This window comes from Lentibacillus populi (genome assembly GCA_014642895.1).
Taxonomy (GTDB): Bacteria; Bacillota; Bacilli; order Bacillales; family Amphibacillaceae; genus Lentibacillus_C; species Lentibacillus_C populi.
The window spans coordinates 19,215-34,666 of sequence record BMJD01000001.1 but is presented as its reverse complement, the minus strand read 5'-3'; the positions used below and the strand labels follow the sequence as shown (position 1 = coordinate 34,666).

Annotated in this window: 22 protein-coding genes and 1 pseudogene; 4 read left to right on the top strand and 19 right to left on the bottom strand. The window is 38.4% G+C overall.

Annotated features, from left to right (window positions below; translation table 11 throughout):
* Positions 1-94 precede the first annotated feature (94 nt).
* Positions 95-949: a YtnP family quorum-quenching lactonase gene (locus IEX12_RS00235; protein WP_088050908.1), complete on the bottom strand. Its 855-nt coding sequence runs from the start codon at positions 947-949 to the stop codon at positions 95-97.
* A gap of 104 nt (positions 950-1,053) precedes the next feature.
* The gene (gene trmB / locus IEX12_RS00230) at positions 1,054-1,692 is read right to left on the bottom strand and encodes a tRNA (guanosine(46)-N7)-methyltransferase TrmB (RefSeq protein WP_088050909.1); all 639 of its coding nucleotides are present in this window, start codon (positions 1,690-1,692) and stop codon (positions 1,054-1,056) included.
* 92 nt (positions 1,693-1,784) lie between these two features.
* Here trmB and IEX12_RS00225 point away from each other — a divergent pair, with 92 nt between their 5' ends.
* A complete protein-coding gene (locus IEX12_RS00225; RefSeq protein ID WP_188724535.1) occupies positions 1,785-2,072 on the top strand; it encodes a YtzH-like family protein in 288 nt (95 codons plus the stop codon).
* Here the strand turns inward: IEX12_RS00225 and IEX12_RS00220 are convergent.
* The 4 genes from IEX12_RS00220 to thpR all read right to left on the bottom strand — a co-directional run bounded on the left by IEX12_RS00220 (position 2,050) and on the right by thpR (position 4,847).
* Positions 2,050-2,877 (bottom strand): phosphotransferase family protein, encoded by an 828-nt coding sequence (locus IEX12_RS00220; protein WP_088050911.1) that lies wholly within the window; start codon positions 2,875-2,877, stop codon positions 2,050-2,052. The two genes, IEX12_RS00225 and IEX12_RS00220, sit on opposite strands and share 23 nt — an antisense overlap.
* Before the next feature lie 172 nt (positions 2,878-3,049).
* On the bottom strand, positions 3,050-3,361 hold the full coding sequence (locus tag IEX12_RS00215; protein ID WP_102415028.1) for a hypothetical protein: 312 nt from the start codon (positions 3,359-3,361) through the stop codon (positions 3,050-3,052).
* The gene (locus tag IEX12_RS00210; protein ID WP_088050913.1) at positions 3,362-4,279 is read right to left on the bottom strand and encodes an NERD domain-containing protein; all 918 of its coding nucleotides are present in this window, start codon (positions 4,277-4,279) and stop codon (positions 3,362-3,364) included.
* Complete coding sequence (thpR, locus tag IEX12_RS00205; protein ID WP_088050914.1) at positions 4,263-4,847, bottom strand: RNA 2',3'-cyclic phosphodiesterase; 585 nt, start codon at positions 4,845-4,847, stop codon at positions 4,263-4,265. Before thpR ends, IEX12_RS00210 begins: the two co-directional genes overlap by 17 nt.
* 172 nt (positions 4,848-5,019) lie before the next feature.
* Between thpR and IEX12_RS00200 the strand changes: the two genes are divergently transcribed.
* The gene (locus IEX12_RS00200; protein WP_088050915.1) at positions 5,020-5,238 is read left to right on the top strand and encodes a DeoR family transcriptional regulator; all 219 of its coding nucleotides are present in this window, start codon (positions 5,020-5,022) and stop codon (positions 5,236-5,238) included.
* A gap of 369 nt (positions 5,239-5,607) precedes the next feature.
* On the opposite strand, the gene IEX12_RS00195 is transcribed toward IEX12_RS00200, so the two are convergent.
* Positions 5,608-7,227, bottom strand: coding sequence for a putative polysaccharide biosynthesis protein (locus tag IEX12_RS00195; RefSeq protein ID WP_088050916.1), 1,620 nt, complete (start codon positions 7,225-7,227; stop codon positions 5,608-5,610).
* Between the two features lie 181 nt (positions 7,228-7,408).
* Between IEX12_RS00195 and IEX12_RS00190 the strand changes: the two are divergent.
* Positions 7,409-7,924: pseudogene (locus IEX12_RS00190) on the top strand (aminoacetone oxidase family FAD-binding enzyme); the annotation flags it as partial.
* Between the two features lie 46 nt (positions 7,925-7,970).
* Here IEX12_RS00190 and IEX12_RS00185 read toward each other — a convergent pair.
* From IEX12_RS00185 to IEX12_RS00175, 3 genes are read right to left on the bottom strand one after another with little or no spacing between them, the layout of a single operon-like run.
* Positions 7,971-8,243: a YolD-like family protein gene (locus tag IEX12_RS00185; RefSeq protein ID WP_188724534.1), complete on the bottom strand. Its 273-nt coding sequence runs from the start codon at positions 8,241-8,243 to the stop codon at positions 7,971-7,973.
* A 16-nt stretch (positions 8,244-8,259) separates the two neighbouring features.
* Positions 8,260-8,571, bottom strand: coding sequence for a YolD-like family protein (locus IEX12_RS00180; RefSeq protein WP_188724533.1), 312 nt, complete (start codon positions 8,569-8,571; stop codon positions 8,260-8,262).
* 3 nt (positions 8,572-8,574) lie between these two features.
* Positions 8,575-8,766 carry a hypothetical protein gene (locus IEX12_RS00175; RefSeq protein WP_188724596.1) on the bottom strand — a complete coding sequence of 64 codons (192 nt, stop codon included), beginning with the start codon at positions 8,764-8,766 and terminating at the stop codon, positions 8,575-8,577.
* A gap of 287 nt (positions 8,767-9,053) precedes the next feature.
* Here IEX12_RS00175 and IEX12_RS00170 point away from each other — a divergent pair, with 287 nt between their 5' ends.
* Positions 9,054-10,058, top strand: a complete 1,005-nt coding sequence (locus tag IEX12_RS00170; protein ID WP_188724532.1) for an Abi family protein — start codon at positions 9,054-9,056, stop codon at positions 10,056-10,058.
* A 16-nt stretch (positions 10,059-10,074) separates the two neighbouring features.
* On the opposite strand, the gene IEX12_RS00165 is transcribed toward IEX12_RS00170, so the two are convergent.
* The 9 genes from IEX12_RS00165 to IEX12_RS00125 form a co-directional block, all read right to left on the bottom strand.
* Complete coding sequence (locus tag IEX12_RS00165) at positions 10,075-11,055, bottom strand: LysM peptidoglycan-binding domain-containing protein (protein ID WP_188724530.1); 981 nt, start codon at positions 11,053-11,055, stop codon at positions 10,075-10,077.
* Positions 11,056-11,057: 2 nt separating this feature from the next.
* Positions 11,058-11,321, bottom strand: coding sequence for a phage holin (locus IEX12_RS00160; protein ID WP_188724528.1), 264 nt, complete (start codon positions 11,319-11,321; stop codon positions 11,058-11,060).
* Between the two features lie 6 nt (positions 11,322-11,327).
* Positions 11,328-11,642, bottom strand: a complete 315-nt coding sequence (locus IEX12_RS00155; RefSeq protein ID WP_188724526.1) for a hypothetical protein — start codon at positions 11,640-11,642, stop codon at positions 11,328-11,330.
* Between the two features lie 63 nt (positions 11,643-11,705).
* Positions 11,706-11,924 carry a hypothetical protein gene (locus tag IEX12_RS00150; RefSeq protein ID WP_188724524.1) on the bottom strand — a complete coding sequence of 73 codons (219 nt, stop codon included), beginning with the start codon at positions 11,922-11,924 and terminating at the stop codon, positions 11,706-11,708.
* A gap of 94 nt (positions 11,925-12,018) precedes the next feature.
* Positions 12,019-12,348: a hypothetical protein gene (locus IEX12_RS00145; protein WP_102416405.1), complete on the bottom strand. Its 330-nt coding sequence runs from the start codon at positions 12,346-12,348 to the stop codon at positions 12,019-12,021.
* A gap of 13 nt (positions 12,349-12,361) precedes the next feature.
* Positions 12,362-14,581 (bottom strand): phage tail spike protein, encoded by a 2,220-nt coding sequence (locus tag IEX12_RS00140; RefSeq protein WP_188724522.1) that lies wholly within the window; start codon positions 14,579-14,581, stop codon positions 12,362-12,364.
* A 46-nt stretch (positions 14,582-14,627) separates the two neighbouring features.
* Entirely contained in the window at positions 14,628-14,765 is a 138-nt protein-coding gene (locus IEX12_RS00135) for a hypothetical protein (RefSeq protein WP_188724520.1), read from the bottom strand.
* Between the two features lie 14 nt (positions 14,766-14,779).
* A complete protein-coding gene (locus IEX12_RS00130) occupies positions 14,780-15,085 on the bottom strand; it encodes a DUF4145 domain-containing protein (protein WP_188724518.1) in 306 nt (101 codons plus the stop codon).
* A 126-nt stretch (positions 15,086-15,211) separates the two neighbouring features.
* Entirely contained in the window at positions 15,212-15,445 is a 234-nt protein-coding gene (locus IEX12_RS00125; RefSeq protein WP_188724516.1) for a hypothetical protein, read from the bottom strand.
* Positions 15,446-15,452: the final 7 nt, after the last annotated feature.

The following is a 15,452-nucleotide window of genomic DNA, read 5'->3' as shown; positions in this document are numbered from 1 at the left end:
TTAGCCAGTAGATGTATCCATTTTTTCCCTCTCAATCCCATATTCCACCTATTGCAAAGCAGAACAGCTGCCCCGACAGAACGGCCGATAGAAATTATTTATACTCATATCGTTCACGCTTCACTTCATCGATCTTTTCCCCAACATCATTAAACTTGATTGCACGATAATAGGCATCGTGATAAAACGTATACCAGGCATTTTTCTGATAGCCGATATTCATCCATTTCTCCTTTTGATGAACCGATGTCACCGGGTAATCATCATAAGCAAGCGCCCACAATTTGTTTTGATGGGCGTGTGTCGGCATAATATCGGCCATATGGATAAAGCTTTCCTCCCCGTCCTCAAAAACAAGGATTGCGTGCCCATCACTATGCCCGCCTGTGTGAATCATTTTCAGTCCCTCGACAATTGTTAATTCATTTTCAAACGGTTTTACTTGCTGCACGATCGGTTTCCAGTTCATTTCCCAATATGTATTAACCGAGCGAATATTCGGGTTTCGCATTTCGTTCCATTCAACGGCCGATACGTAAATAGAAGCATTTTCAAAAACAGGAACAAATTCTTCTCCTTCCTTTTTTGTCAGCCCGCATGCATGGTCGAAATGTAAATGGGTCATCAGCATGGCATCAATATCTCCGGTTGTTAATCCTAACGCTGATAACGACTCTACTATCAATGATTCTTCAAGGACACCGAAGTTTCGCAGCTGTTTATCCGTTAGTTTCCCATTTCCTATTCCCGAATCAATTAAAAAATTCTTTCCATCGATCTGAAGCAGGATCGGATCAGTGCGTAATTCAATTTGATTTTTTTCATTATACGGATATTTTTTTCCCCACAGTGCTTTTGGAACAACTCCAAACATGGCCCCGCCATCCAAAAAATTAACGCCACCATTTAACCACGTCAGCCTTCCACGTCCTATGTGTAATGTCTCCATCTCTCTTCCCTCCTTTATTTCTCCTTCCAGTTTAGCTAAACACAAGAGGTTGCGCAAGCGCTGTCATTTTACTATAAAAAAGCCGAATATCAACGACTATTTTTTCATAAGAATCGTGCTCGACAGCGGTAAATAACTTGTCCTTTCGCGGAAAATTTTTCTTCGTATTCTGTCATGATATTCGTTGGATCCTGAAGCTTATGGAGATCTAAATTAACCTCCTGCAACTGCATCCCAAACGCAGAAAAACTGACTAATGAATATTCAAATAATCCACGGTTGTCCGTTTTTAAAACAACTTCACCCGCTTGATCCAAAATTGTTTGGTACTTTTCTAAAAATGCCTGAAAGGTTAACCGTCGTTTTTCATGCCGATTTTTTGGCCATGGATCCGAAAAATTCAAATAAACCGTGGCTATCTCGTTATCAGCAAAAACGTCCCGTAAGTGATTGGCATCTATATTCAGTAATACAATATTATCCCGATCCACTTCCATAACCTTCTGTGCAGCTGTTACGATAACACTTTTACTTATTTCTATTCCAATAAAATTCACATCTGGATATTGTTTTGCCATACCAGCTAAAAATTGTCCTTTACCAGTACCAATTTCCAAATGGATCGGGTTCTCATTTCCGAAAACAGACTGCCAGTGGCCCCTGTATTTACCTGGTTCTGGAATCACAAGCTGGCTGTTGGCTGTCAGAAAATCATCAGCCCATGGTTTGTGACGTTGACGCATTATTTCTATACCTCTCTTTTTTAAAAACCACCAATTTATGTCAAGCATAGATTACTAATAAATGCTAATAATACAGAAGTGAGGTGATTTAAATGACGTTAACCATTTATGATCAATTAATGCTATTACATGATATATTGAGTGAACATACCGAAGATTGCACAGGTGAAATTGCAGAATACCAGCAAATAAAACGGCTGGTTCAGGCAATGATGGCCAAAAACAGCATCACCGATGAACAGCTTCTGCAACTTTTGCCGGAAATTTATAATTACGGCCGCCAAGGTGAAATCGCTCAAAATTCACCAGAACATATAACGACAAACAAGGAAAATATCGTAAACTGGATGAATGCCATCAATAATGTTCATTTAGAATAGCTTCATTTACATGTTTATTCAAGTCACGTAAATCATTTAGCCGTTCCTGTACCTTCCTTGTTTCGTTCCGCTCATGATGCCAAAGCAAAAAACTTAATGCATCGGAAATTAAATACCAGTACATCCGTTCAATCAGCTGCTGATCACGAATAACACCATATTTTTCAAGCCACTTGTTCCAATCCTCAATTGGGATATACCATTTAAGCAGCAAACCAAAGTCCATAACGGGATCAGCTATCGTAGCATTATCCCAGTCAATTAAATAAAGTTCTCCTGCTTTGGTCAGCAGCAGATTGTTATGGTTAAGATCGCAATGACAGACAACTTGTTTTTGCTCCCTCGTAGCTGGTAATAATCGCTGTAAATAGTGTAAAGCATCCTGCACTTCGGTATATTTTTGAACGAGGCTACTGTCATATAGTTGCCTTTTTAAGTGTGCCAAACGTTCATCAGGTGTTACTGGCTTTTTTCCTAACCGCATTAACATATGAAGCAATTCAGAAGAATGGTGAATCTTGCGTAACAATTCAGCTACACGTGGATGCTGCATTTCTTCCGGTTTCAGCTCTCTGCCTTCAATCCATTCCTGTGCTGTGATAACATCACCGTTTTCCATCCGCCTTGTCCAAACGAGCTTTGGAACAATCCCTTCAGCCGATAGTACTGCCAGAAATGGAGATGAGTTTCGTTTAAGGAATAGTCGTCTGTTTTGATTCTCGGCGATGTATGCATCACCAGTCAACCCGCCTGCAGGTGCAATATTCCAATCTTTTCCTAATACAGCTTCTAGCCAATTCACCATTCATTCCTCAAATCTATGATTAAAAGTACGTGTTCACTGGGATACTCTGACTTGTCGAACATCCTCTTCTATACGTAAAATTTTTATAGTCCAATTATGTATTTTATAACGACATTGGAGAAATTACAAATATTAAACAGCTAATCGATAATTTAATCTGTTTTTAAAAGTTTCACAAATTTGCTTGTTCGAATTTATCTAGTTGCTTTACTCCTTTTATGCTTATCGGCTGTACTTGCTTGGAAACCGTACATGTCAGGCAACGGCTTGTTTGTCCATCAACCTGATAGGCGACTTCTGAATCGGCAACCATCTTTAATTGATTCGCATTTAGTACAGCAACTTCCTTAAAATTCACATGTTTTCCAGTAAATACTGTCAGAAAAAGTGCCAACACTTTCCACTTTGAAATTGAATGAATCAGGAGAAGAATCCGTTTCGCTCTGCCACTTCCTGCAATCGGATTTACAATAAATCGATACATTTACAACCCCTCATTATCCATTGAAAATACAGGTGATTCCTCTTCTTCCCATTCCGGACGTTTAACCGAGACGGATTGACAGTAAGCGAGCAATGCTTCGGCAGCTTTTAATTGGCGGTTTTTAAGCGGCGATACCAAATTCCGCTTTTCCGTAAACCATTGATTATATTCCCTTTTACCGATTATGTTTGTATGATAAGGTTTTGATTCTGCGATTATCCGATTCGTTCGGGAGAGGACAACCTTTTTCACAGGAAAATCAATATCCTGCTTCTTTAATATACTTTTAATAATTTGCTCCGTACGTTTTAAAGCAAACAGCGGACTTACTATTTTTCGCTGTTTACGATTAGACTCACCCATCCACATCCGTTCCTCCAAAGCATAAATTCTGGTCGCATCATCTTCCTCCAGTACATAAATAACCTCGATACCGATCGGACTAATAAATATGATTTCTCCCTCAACTGGTGCTTTTTTAATCGTAAATATCGGATGGTACATGACTAAATACGTGTCTGGAAATCGCTGCAAAAAATATTTTAGCGTTTCGTCATCTCCGAAGCTTTGGTCCATAAACGATAAATCAGTGACGGTTGACGAGGCCCATTTCAATTGAAGCGGAAGGAGCTTATCCAGAAAATATTGCTTTAGTTCCTGCTCCGTCTTCGGTAACTCCGTTTCTCCCGGCTCTTCTGCAACCGGCTCCCGCTTTAAGATTGCTTTCCATTTTGAAAAGGTAGACTTTGCTAATTCCCTATCCTGCTCAATACTCAGCAAACTATTTTGTTGCGTCTCCCATAACGTATGCAGCTTTTTCCAATTTTCCTGTTTTAAACGTGTAAACTGACTTGGATAACGATACATATTCCATTCATAGCGAGAAATATAATCGTTTAGCTTAATCAGCTGCGCCATCTGCTCCACCCCTTAATCCATAACTGGAAATAACCTTATATTTTGGCGTTTGCTTGGGAAAAATTTGATATAACACAACTTCTCCAGCAATTAATTGGTATTTTTTAGCTTGATACTTTTCCTTAACATTTGCGATGATTCCTTTATCGGCTGAACCATCCCACTTTTTTGCCAGGGTAATATGCGGATGGTAATCCCGCTGTTCCTTCTGAAAGCCACATGCTGCCATATAGGTTTCCGTTTTCGCTTGTAACGATGCTAATTCACTGTTTTTCTTTACCCCCGCCCAAAGAACACGCGGGCGTTTGGGATTACCAAACGTACCGATTCCGCCAACTTCCAGTAAAATCTCCTCGAAATCTTCCAGTTTTTTTACTATTTCTTTGATCGACTGAATATTCCTTTCATCGACAGGACCTAAAAATTTTAACGTAATGTGCAAATCATGCTTATTGGGCCATTGTTTATATGGCAGCCGATTTTTTAAGTCGTCCTGCCAGCTGGATAGCGCATTTTGCAACGGCTGTGATACCGGTATACCGATAAAATAATGCGGAAATGAATTCATTTTGATATCCTCTCTTCTTTTTAATCGAACCAAAAGCGGGAAATATGAAGCGTTTATTTCTATTATGTTGAATATTTTCTCTTTAATCCTGAAGAAAATAGGTGTAAAATAATAGTGACGTCTAAGGTTCACTAGCACCACAGGTTTAATGATTACATTAAGGAGTGGTTTTTTGAATCAACCAACATCTAGAATGCTGACCAGGGTCAAAGCTGTCTACCTTTACATTAGAGAGAATGGCACAGTAACGACGACTGAGTTGGCCGAAGAATTTGGAACGACAGACCGGACAATGCAGCGGGACTTGCATGTACTTGTTTACAATGGTCTCGTAAACAGCCCGATTCGCGGCAAATGGAAAATCACGAACAAAAAAGTAAAAATTTCTTGAAACAACATATAAGTACGTGTTCAAAAAGTCGCCGAATTGGGTCTTGAAGGTCGAGGCGGCGTAGCTCCCGGCACCGGGCTTGCACAGGAAGTGCTGACTTCTGCTGTTGGCGATTGTCGTGGGTGATTTTAGCAGAAGATCCCCTATGGAAGTTAGTACATGAGGAGCGGAAAAGAAGTGGGCGACTCGATTCGCAGCTTATCATTTGGTGACTTTTTGAACATCCTCTATAATGAAAAACCATGGCTGACAGCTTCATGTCAGCCCTTTTTTTGACAGCTCTGCAATACGTAGGTTCGTCTTCGCTGGCTGGCGATATTCTCTCAAAACCAACGTATCATCAAGCTGTAATTCACCATAAGCATCAGCCTATCTTCGGAAAATCCGGTCTAAAATCCGAATTCGATCACCTAAGATTCGTTCAAGCAATGTGGAGTAATAGCCAAACAATAAGTAGACACCGCCGCCGAAGGTTACTCCAATCATGAGCATCAGAATTGCAGCCCATCTTTCTTCCGTGTATGGAATAAACATCCCGAAAATAAACTTGGTCAATACGATGACAAGAACCATGATGATCGTGAAGATACCAATTAACATGGTTCGTTTAACGAGCTGTTTTAGTGGAAACTGAATGGATACACAAATACGCCACATGTTAAGTACTACAGCAGTTCCTACTGCAAGCCCTGTACCAAAAATAGCACCCTTAGCTCCAAATGTATGAATCAATTGGATATTGAAAAGTATTTTTAATAACAAGCCTGCTGACAAACTAATAACAGCAAAGCGCTGCTGGTTTATCCCTTGTAAAATGGATGATGATACTGTAAATAATGCAAACAGTAACGAAACAGGTGCATACCATCCTAACAATGGTCCTGTAATATCAATATGTTTTAACCCAAACAGGGAACCATAAGCTACATTTGATAACATTAAAAGCCCCACCGCAGCCGGGATGACAAGTACAAGTACAATTTGCAATGCCTGGTTGATTTGCTGATACAATAATGAGCGATTTTTCTGTGTAAAAGTTTTGGTTAAAGCGGGTAAAATAGCTAATGATAGTCCTGTCGCTATTGTAACCGGAATGATGATTAGTTTATGACCGTAAAAATTAATCGCCGAATACGGTATTGCCCAATCTCTTTGACCAATCGCAGTCATCGCCCGTTCGAAAGTGAATTGATCAACTAATTGATACAAAGGAGTAGCCAGACCGACAAGTACAAACGGTCCCGCATAACGGAATAATTCAATAAACAAATCCTTTGCTGGGATATCGTGTGAATAACGCTGCTGCTGTAGTTGCTTCTCAATATTCGGCTTTCGTCTTCTCCAATATACCCACAAAACAACACAAGAAGCCAAGGCACCGACAAATGCTGAAAATGTTGCAAGACCAACAGCTGCAGTAATTGTTCCGCCAAACACTTTTAGCATGATAAATGCGGCACCAAGTATGAAAAGAATGCGAACAATTTGCTCAACGACCTGCGAAATAGCGGTTGGCCCCATTGATTGATAGCCTTGAAAGAAGCCACGGACAATACTCATTGCCGGGATAATGAGTAACGCAAAACTAACCATTCGGATTACTAACGTTACATCTGCAACAGATATCGTTTTTGCATCATCACTTGTAATCATATATTTAGCCAATAACTCGGCACTAAAAAACAAAGCCAAAAAAGCCAGGATTCCTGTCGCTACCATTAATGTAATACCAGCTTGGAACATACGCATTCCTGTATTATAATCACCTAATGAATTGTATTTGGATACAAATTTTGAAACAGCCAAAGGTACACCTATTGTCGAAATACTAATTAAAATATTGTATGGTGTGTAAGCATAGGAAAATAACGTTCCCCCTGTTTCCCCAACAAGCTCATTAAACGGAATAACATAAACCATTCCTAAAATTTTCGATAAAAATGTTGCACCCGTAAGTAACATGGTGCCTCTGACGATATTATTCGACATTATTTCACCTGCGTCTTCTCATAATTACTTTCCTACGTTATTTTATCACAGATAACCAAAAGTAGGGCAACGTTTCTATTTATAATAATACGTTAATCTCCCCGCTAATCATGCCGTTAGATTAAAAATAGGCATTCCAATAAAAAAATGATAAGCTAGTTGCGGAAAGGAATGAGAATCGTTGATGTATGATGTAATTGTAATTGGCGGAGGACCTTCGGGAATAATGGCTTCGATCGCTGCGGCTGAGCATGGTGCCAAAACCATGTTAATCGAAAAAGGTAATAAATTAGGGAAAAAGCTCGCCATTTCTGGTGGTGGTCGCTGCAATGTCACAAACCGGCTGCCGCAAGATGAAGTCATCAGGCATATACCTGGAAATGGCAAGTTTTTATATAGTGCTTTTTCCATTTTTAACAACTATGATATCATCATTTTTTTTGAAAATATGGGGGTAAAATTAAAAGAGGAAGATCACGGACGAATGTTTCCTGCCTCGAATTCGGCGAAGACTGTGGTTAATGCATTAATTAATAAATTACATGACCTTCATGTTGAAATTCGTATGAATACAACCGTAAACGCGATCGATTATTCTGATAAAGACCATACCATTATCCTATCGGATCACGAGAAAATCACCACAAAATCAGTCGTTATCGCAGCAGGAGGAAAAGCTGTACCTCACACAGGATCTCCTGTCTATATGTTGGGCATGAATAAAGCCCCTCGCTACGAGGGGCTTACTCTACACCTACTATTATATTCGCGCTAATTTTCTGATGTTCAAATCCTCCTGTATCAAACGTAATCATTTTCGTTTGCGGATCCACTTTGCGAATAATTCCTGTCAATTTTTCGTATTTCTTCCTATTATATATAGTGATCGTGATCTCTGTTTCAAACTCCAATGCATCCGATAGCTTTTCCGCTATTTCCATTTGTTCAAATTCTGTTAATTTCGGTGCCTGCGTGGATTGTTTCTTGCTCTTAGCCGGCTTTGGTATAGCTGTCATTTTAATATTCCCCCCCTTAATCAATATAAACATCCAGAACATCATCGAATGGTATTTCTCGGCCGTCACACAGCCTAATATTTTGCCTGTCAATCATATGCAATTTTTCCTTTGCGGTTAGATAATCACCGTCATTAAAATATTTTACTTCAACCGTCAGATCATCTTTAATGGCGCATTGCAGCTTATACCCGATTTCTAGCTTTTGCTGATCATCCAGGATCGGTTTTTCTTTTCGTTCAAGTTCCTCCCACATATCATTTAAAAGCTTGATATGCTCTGGCATCATAATAGACGTCCATTTGATTGTACCGCGATCATTAACCATTCCTTATGCCCCCATTCGTTTTGGTAAAAAGGATAATATGTTATTGACTTTAAAAGACCGGACTTGCCTCTTACTATAACAATAAGCAAGGATTGTATCGCTGTTTGTCTGTAACACTTTAATTGTGCGCTGGGTGATCTTGTTGTTGCTATCCAGGTAAATCATTTCTAGGTTACTGCCAGGTTTAATACTCACATGTAAAACCTCCAATTAAGAAACGTTTGTTCTTATTATATCATAAAATACGAACGTGTATACGGTGAAATGTTGGAAAAATATATCTTAACCTTTGTACGAATTTGTGTATTTTTTATATAAAAGTATATTTTCTTGTTGACTTGAGCATAAAAAGTAGTTATTATGAGTATAATAAATTAAACGGCCATCGTCGGCTAGAAAAAAAACCTCTATTTGCAAATAGAGGTTTTTTTCTGCCCAATTTTCGATTAAAATAAAAATAAAAAGTCGAAAAGAGGGGGAAAATGGAGGTCTTAGAAAAGCCGTTCATCGATTTAGATGAACAGATAGAAAAATTAATTGCAAGAGGATTGGAAATTACCGACCATGATAAAGCTAGACAACAATTAGTTAAAACAACTTATTATGACTTGATTAATGGATATAAGGATATGTTCCTATTGCCAAAAGAAGAAAAATGGCACGATGACAAATATATCCAAGGTACGAAACTGAATGATATTATCGACCTTTATGAATTAGATAGACAACTAAGAAACGCAACTTTAGAAGTCACTTTAGATATTGAATGTAGATTTTATTCTAGTATGTCGTACAGCTTAGCTAAGGTGTATGGTGAAAAAGAAGAAGACTATTTAAATAAGGATAATTATAAACTTGGAAACACTCAATCGCATAATGGTAATTATGAAAGAGAAAACTTGTTCGATGCGTTGCGCAATAAAATCAATAAGCCGAAAATACAACCGTTAATTTATTATAAGAAAAAATATAACAATATACCTCCTTGGATTTTAGTTAAGGATTTGACATTCGGCGAATTAGTTATGTTGTATAAGTTGTCGTCAAAAGAAGTTAAGGAAGAAGTAATATCAAATATATTAGGAACAACTGCTGATGAAAAAACGAAAGAATTATTTTTTGTTAGCATTAAAATTTTCAACAAGTTTAGGAATTGGGCTGCTCATGGAGGTAGGATGTATAATTATAGATGCCGTATAGAGTTGCCGTATACTGAACATCATGCAAATATATTCGGTATTTCTAAAGAGAAATATATCCAAGGCAATGGAAAAAATGACTTTGCTTCGCTTATTATAGCGGCTATGTTTTTCTTGAAAAAAGATTATTCTTATATGCTTGAGTTTATTGTTAAAATACGCGTTAATCTTGATGATTATCAAAAAACTAATCCTATTCAATACGAAAATATCTTAATAGAATTAGGTATACCAAGTAATTATTTTCAGTCAATTCAAAGAGGAATGATGATTAGCCCCCTCACATAAACGAAGGGGCTTTTTATTACTTAACACGCAATTTCTGTCCAGCATAAATCTTGTTGATATCAGCCAATCCGTTCCACGACTTAATCAAGCTTGAAGTACTGCCATATTTGACAGCCAATTCGCTCACTGTATCACCACTTTTTACTGTATGGTATTTCTTGCTTGATTTTTTAGCAGATCCGGTTACTTTGATTTTTTGCCCCGCGTAAATTTTATTGGGGTTGCTAATGCCGTTTAGATCAGCTAATTTGCTAGTTGTTGTACCAAACTTAACGGCAATCTCACTAAGGGTATCGCCCGATTTTACTGTATACGTGCTTGTTTTAGGCTTGCTTGCTGGTTTTTTGGCTGGCTTAGACTTGTCTACTGCATCCTCTTTTTTACCGCTTGTATATCTCTCGAAATCGCGATAAGCATAGTTCATATCAACTCGTCCAGAAATGCCATTTACTTTACCAGAACTAGTATATTGCCACATTTGATACGAACCTTTATAGGTACATTTATCGTTCCACTGTGCAACCCACTTGTCAAAACGATTTAATTTGCTGCTTTTTAATTTGCCATTTAACCAACTTAGACTAGCATAAAGCGACACGTAATACCCTGCATCCTCAACAATATCTAAAAAGGTGTGACAGATGTCTACTAAAGTGGCATTGCTAGGCATACCATGATTGCGTTTATAATGGTCTGCATCTTCCATGTCAAACGCAATAGGGTATGTTGGATTCTTACCTTTCAGCAAGCGCAATGCGTGTGCAGCTTCGCTTTTTGCCTGTGTGGTGTTTAATGCATACGAATATAAATAAGCACCCCAAGGAATGCCGACGCGTTCACACTCTTTTACGTTTCGTTCAAACCTGGCATCATCCTGCGATTCAATATCGCTGCCGATACCCATTCGGATCATTGCAAATTTTATACCGTCTGCTTTTACCTTATCCCAGTTTATATTACCTTGGTGTGATGATACATCGATACCTTTTTTAGCCATAATTACAAGTCTCCTCTCGGTTTGTGATAAGACATGGCGCGTTTGCTGTCGCTCATATTTTCAGTTGTAGGATCATTTACAATCCCAAAAATAACAAGCACAGAAAATACCGCATTAACAAATTTGGTAGCTTCTTGTCCGATAAGATCTGCCGCAAAGTTATATCCAAACCACCCTGTAACAATTTGCGCTACAAGCAATAATGCAGGAATTGCCGCCAGCCAAAATGCTTTATTCTTTAGTCGTACTTTCCAATTTATTTTCATCTTTAATTACCTCCCAAAATATTGAACAAGAGCATAGATGACTGTAATTATTAGCCCTCCTGCTCCTGTTACGTTTAATATCATTTTCCAAAAATTTGATAGCTTTATTTTGTTTGTCGATAGGTGGTGTTCAATTAATGTGTTCAATAGTTGCTTTTGTTCCCCCCATTGATCATCGATTTTCCTCTCCACATCACCCATTTTCTTTTCCACTGAATCCATTTTTGTTGAATATCCAGCGAACGTATTTTCTAATGTTGTAATCCTGCGTTCGTGGTCTTGCCATATCGGCATGTCTCCCACATCCTTTTCATCTTGCATGCTCGCCCCCCTAACTATTCTTTTTCTGCATGAAAAAAGCACCTCATGTGAGATGCTTTAATTTTAATTACTTTCTCCTTTAAAGAATTCAATAATTTTATCGCTCTCTTCTTCGTATATCGAATTAAAGCGACTATCTAATTCTTCTTTAGTTATTATCTGTTTTTCTACAAGTAAGTCAGTTATAGCTTTTATATAAACGGTGTTCGTCTTTGCTTGAGCACCAATGTTCCCCATATACTTACCTACTTTTTGAAAATCATTATCATCACCGTAACCCATCTTCTCACCCCTTCCTTCCGTCTACTTAATTCGACAAAAGGAAAGAAAATCCTTCTTTTTACCTACAACTTTTTTATTACATAAAAAATACGCCTTATTTGGCGTTTGTGCCATCCATTCCTTTTAACTCATTCAATTCTTTTTCTAATCTTTTTATCTTATCTTCATTCTGTTTAACCTCGTCAGGGATTTCTATCTCTTCACCGTCTTTAACCTTTAGAATCGGCATTCCCGGATTAATAATTTCTATTTTATCAACTTGCAAGGCTACGTATTCATCGACGTAAAATTGGTGTCCTTGCCTACTAGGTATCGCCTGGTTCCCCATTAAAACTGATGAAACATTACCTTCCTTATCTACATTAAAAAATATTCTCACTTTATCGTGTCGATTATCGTCTTCATATGTTTTAACAGTATCCAATCTTGCCCCTCCTTTATGCAAAGTCTGTCAAGAACACACGTTCCATAATAAATCTAACAAATTCCATCCGACCGCCCCAACTGTCCGCCCAGCCAATTTTAAAGGTTACTGTCCTCAAACTAAAATCTGGAACACCTAAATCAACTCGGAATTCTTGTATACCCGTCCTTCCGTTTTCTAATTTTTCAAAGTACAAACGGTCAGCTGTATCATCGCTGTTGCCCTTGACTACATGAACACTAATTGTTGAACCTGAGTATTTATTAAATCTAAATATTAAATATCTTGCGGAATGGATAAAGTGATATTTTTGAAAAGCTAATGCACCTAAATTGTCACGGACATCGTGATAATTCATGGTCGTACCATCTAACCCTCGACCATCTAACGTTCCTTTTGTTGCCCCGTATATATGGAAAGATGTCGATTTGATAGTGCCTCCGGGAACGAATGATTGAAATTTGCCTGTGTCCGACTCCCCGGATGTCATATAAGGAGGGTCATTCCCTACGACAGTAAGACCATTTCTGACCATACCACTGCTAACACTGACCGCGCCATCATCTCGGATTATCTCTAGCTTTCCGTCTCGAAGTCTCAGGTTATCGCCAAAAAAACCTTCGAGTGCCTCAATACGACCACTTAAAAAAGCATTAGCAAAATGGGCGTTAGCATCTAAGTCAAGCCATGATACAGGTTCGCCATTAGTGTTATATTGTACAAGACCATTCACGCCGTCCCATTCTAACCGCGCCCCTGTAATACTTGTCCTTAACGGTATAGCGCCAACGTCAATAACGCCTTTCGATATGTTATCGGCATTTTCAGCAAAAGCTTTTGCATCAGCGAGTGCTTGTGTTGCTTTAGCTAGTGCATACTGTTCTGCGGCTTGTTGGGCGGCGTTTGCTTTGTTTTCCACTTGTTGTTTGGTATATGCATCAACCTCTGCTGGTGTGGTTGGACTCATTTTAACCCATTCACCAGCAACAACCACATGCGGTACTTTCGGCGTTTTAGAAGTATCGACCCATATCGGATTTTCACCCTCTTTTATAGGTGGTGGCGTATCGGATTCTATTTTCTTGGGTTCGGCATATTCCCGTAGTTGGTCAATACCTATTTTCTTTCGTATTTCCGCTTGTAGGGATTGCCAAATTGCTTTTACTTCTTCTTCGGTATATTCGATATAATCGCCTAGCGTGACCTCTTTCTTTGATTTATCGGTAATCGATCTATCCTGTGTATGCACCCTTGCTTCTAAGTACAACGGTGGATTAAACTTGGTATCTTTAATCTTGATGGTGTCACCAAAACGGATTTTTTTATTTTGCATGCCTGGTACGCTTTCCAAGTCTGCAATAGTAGATTCGTATTCGACAACCTCATTAATCCGTTTATTTAATTCGGTTTGAGTAAGTGTCCTAAGCCTGCTTATTGTCATATCCTGATCACTGGATTGTGGCTCGTATGGCTCAATAAAATGTTTTAGTTTACCAGTAACAGGATCTGGTCTGCCCCATCGTTGTAGCGCATCCGCATCTTCTACTAATACCTCTATCCTTGTGCCGTCCTCTTTTTCGGGGCCGATACCAAGCAAAGCTGTATAGATATTATCTGTTTTTTCTGTGCGGCGTATCCCGATTAAATCCTTACCAAATTCAACCTCACGACCGCGCCATTGTCCGATACGTTCTAATAAGTCTACATAGCGACCAGTTATCTTATTCCCATTAGTCTCAACCCGAAAACGCAACTCTAAATTAAATTCTTTTGCAATCATCTTCAAAAAGGCGTAAGGGTTCGTGTGCTGCTCTATATTAAACGTCCGGTAGCCTTTTCCCTCAATAATCCCCGGCCGCCACTCCGTTTCGTCTGTTGCGTGACTAACAGCCGTTGTTGCAGTCTGTTCTTTAAATGTCTGCGGCTTAATGACTTTTGCTTTTTTCAACAACAAATAACTAGCAGATGCATATACTCCTGCTTTTAATCCTTCTGTGTCACGGTATTTGGCGAATTCGGTTATGACAAATTCTTGATACCCTTGATCTTCGGCGGGGATGATGACCCGGTTGTGCTTCCCAAGATGTTGGGAAAAGGGTTTATCTGCAAACGTCCTAAATTCAAAGGTTTCTAGGTTGTCCTTGAGAGACTGTCTGTGTTTGTTGTCTAGGATGTTTTTCACTGTGATAAAGTCTAGTATTTCGTCTGACTGGCCGTCTGTGATGTGTATCATTGCTTCACCCCATTTCTTTTAAGAAAAAAACACCAATAAATGGTGTTTATTCTTCGCATATTAACGTTCCTTCTTTTGTCCAATACTGTGTAACTTCTTTAAAAGGTTCTGTTTTTCCGTCGCCTTGGGTGGCAACAATTTTGATAACTTCGACTAATTCAGCTTTTTTACAAGATGACTGCATAAGTATCATCTCCCTTATTTCATTTCTTCTAAATACTTCTTGGCGGAAACATCCATTGCAATAAAATAGACCGTTACCTCAATAAGTTTTTTCAAATCATTTATGTCCTTATCCTCCCATTTTCTCATATAATGGGTCTCGTCATTACCTAACCATGCCGCTCGCCTAGCAATTTCTTTTATATTATGATTATCTAACATATTAATACATGGGCTAAGCTGCTGTTTTAATATCTTTTCTTTATTTTCGGGATTTAAAAAGATCAAGTAATCCTTAACTAGAAATTCTATTGCTTTACGATACCCAATACCTGATATCATATCCAAATTATTCTGTTCAGCGTAAAAAGCCTGATTATAAATATGAATAAAGTTTTCTGATACCCCAGCTACTTCATCACTGAAAATTTGTTCTATAGGTTTAGCGGGGGCAGTCTTTATTAGTTGTTAATCCCCATTTTCAGTATTTTTATTGTTATAATATCCAACTATCAAACTTCGACAATCTTTGTTTGTACACTTAAATACCAACTCCATGTTAGTACCTTGCTCTAAACTGCCGGATACACAAGTACCTGTCAAATATTTTGGATAAATATTTTTATGACAAATACCACATTCGCTGGGTAACTCCATTACTTCTATTCTTCTATCTTCATCAACATAGATTGGTATTGACATTTAATCA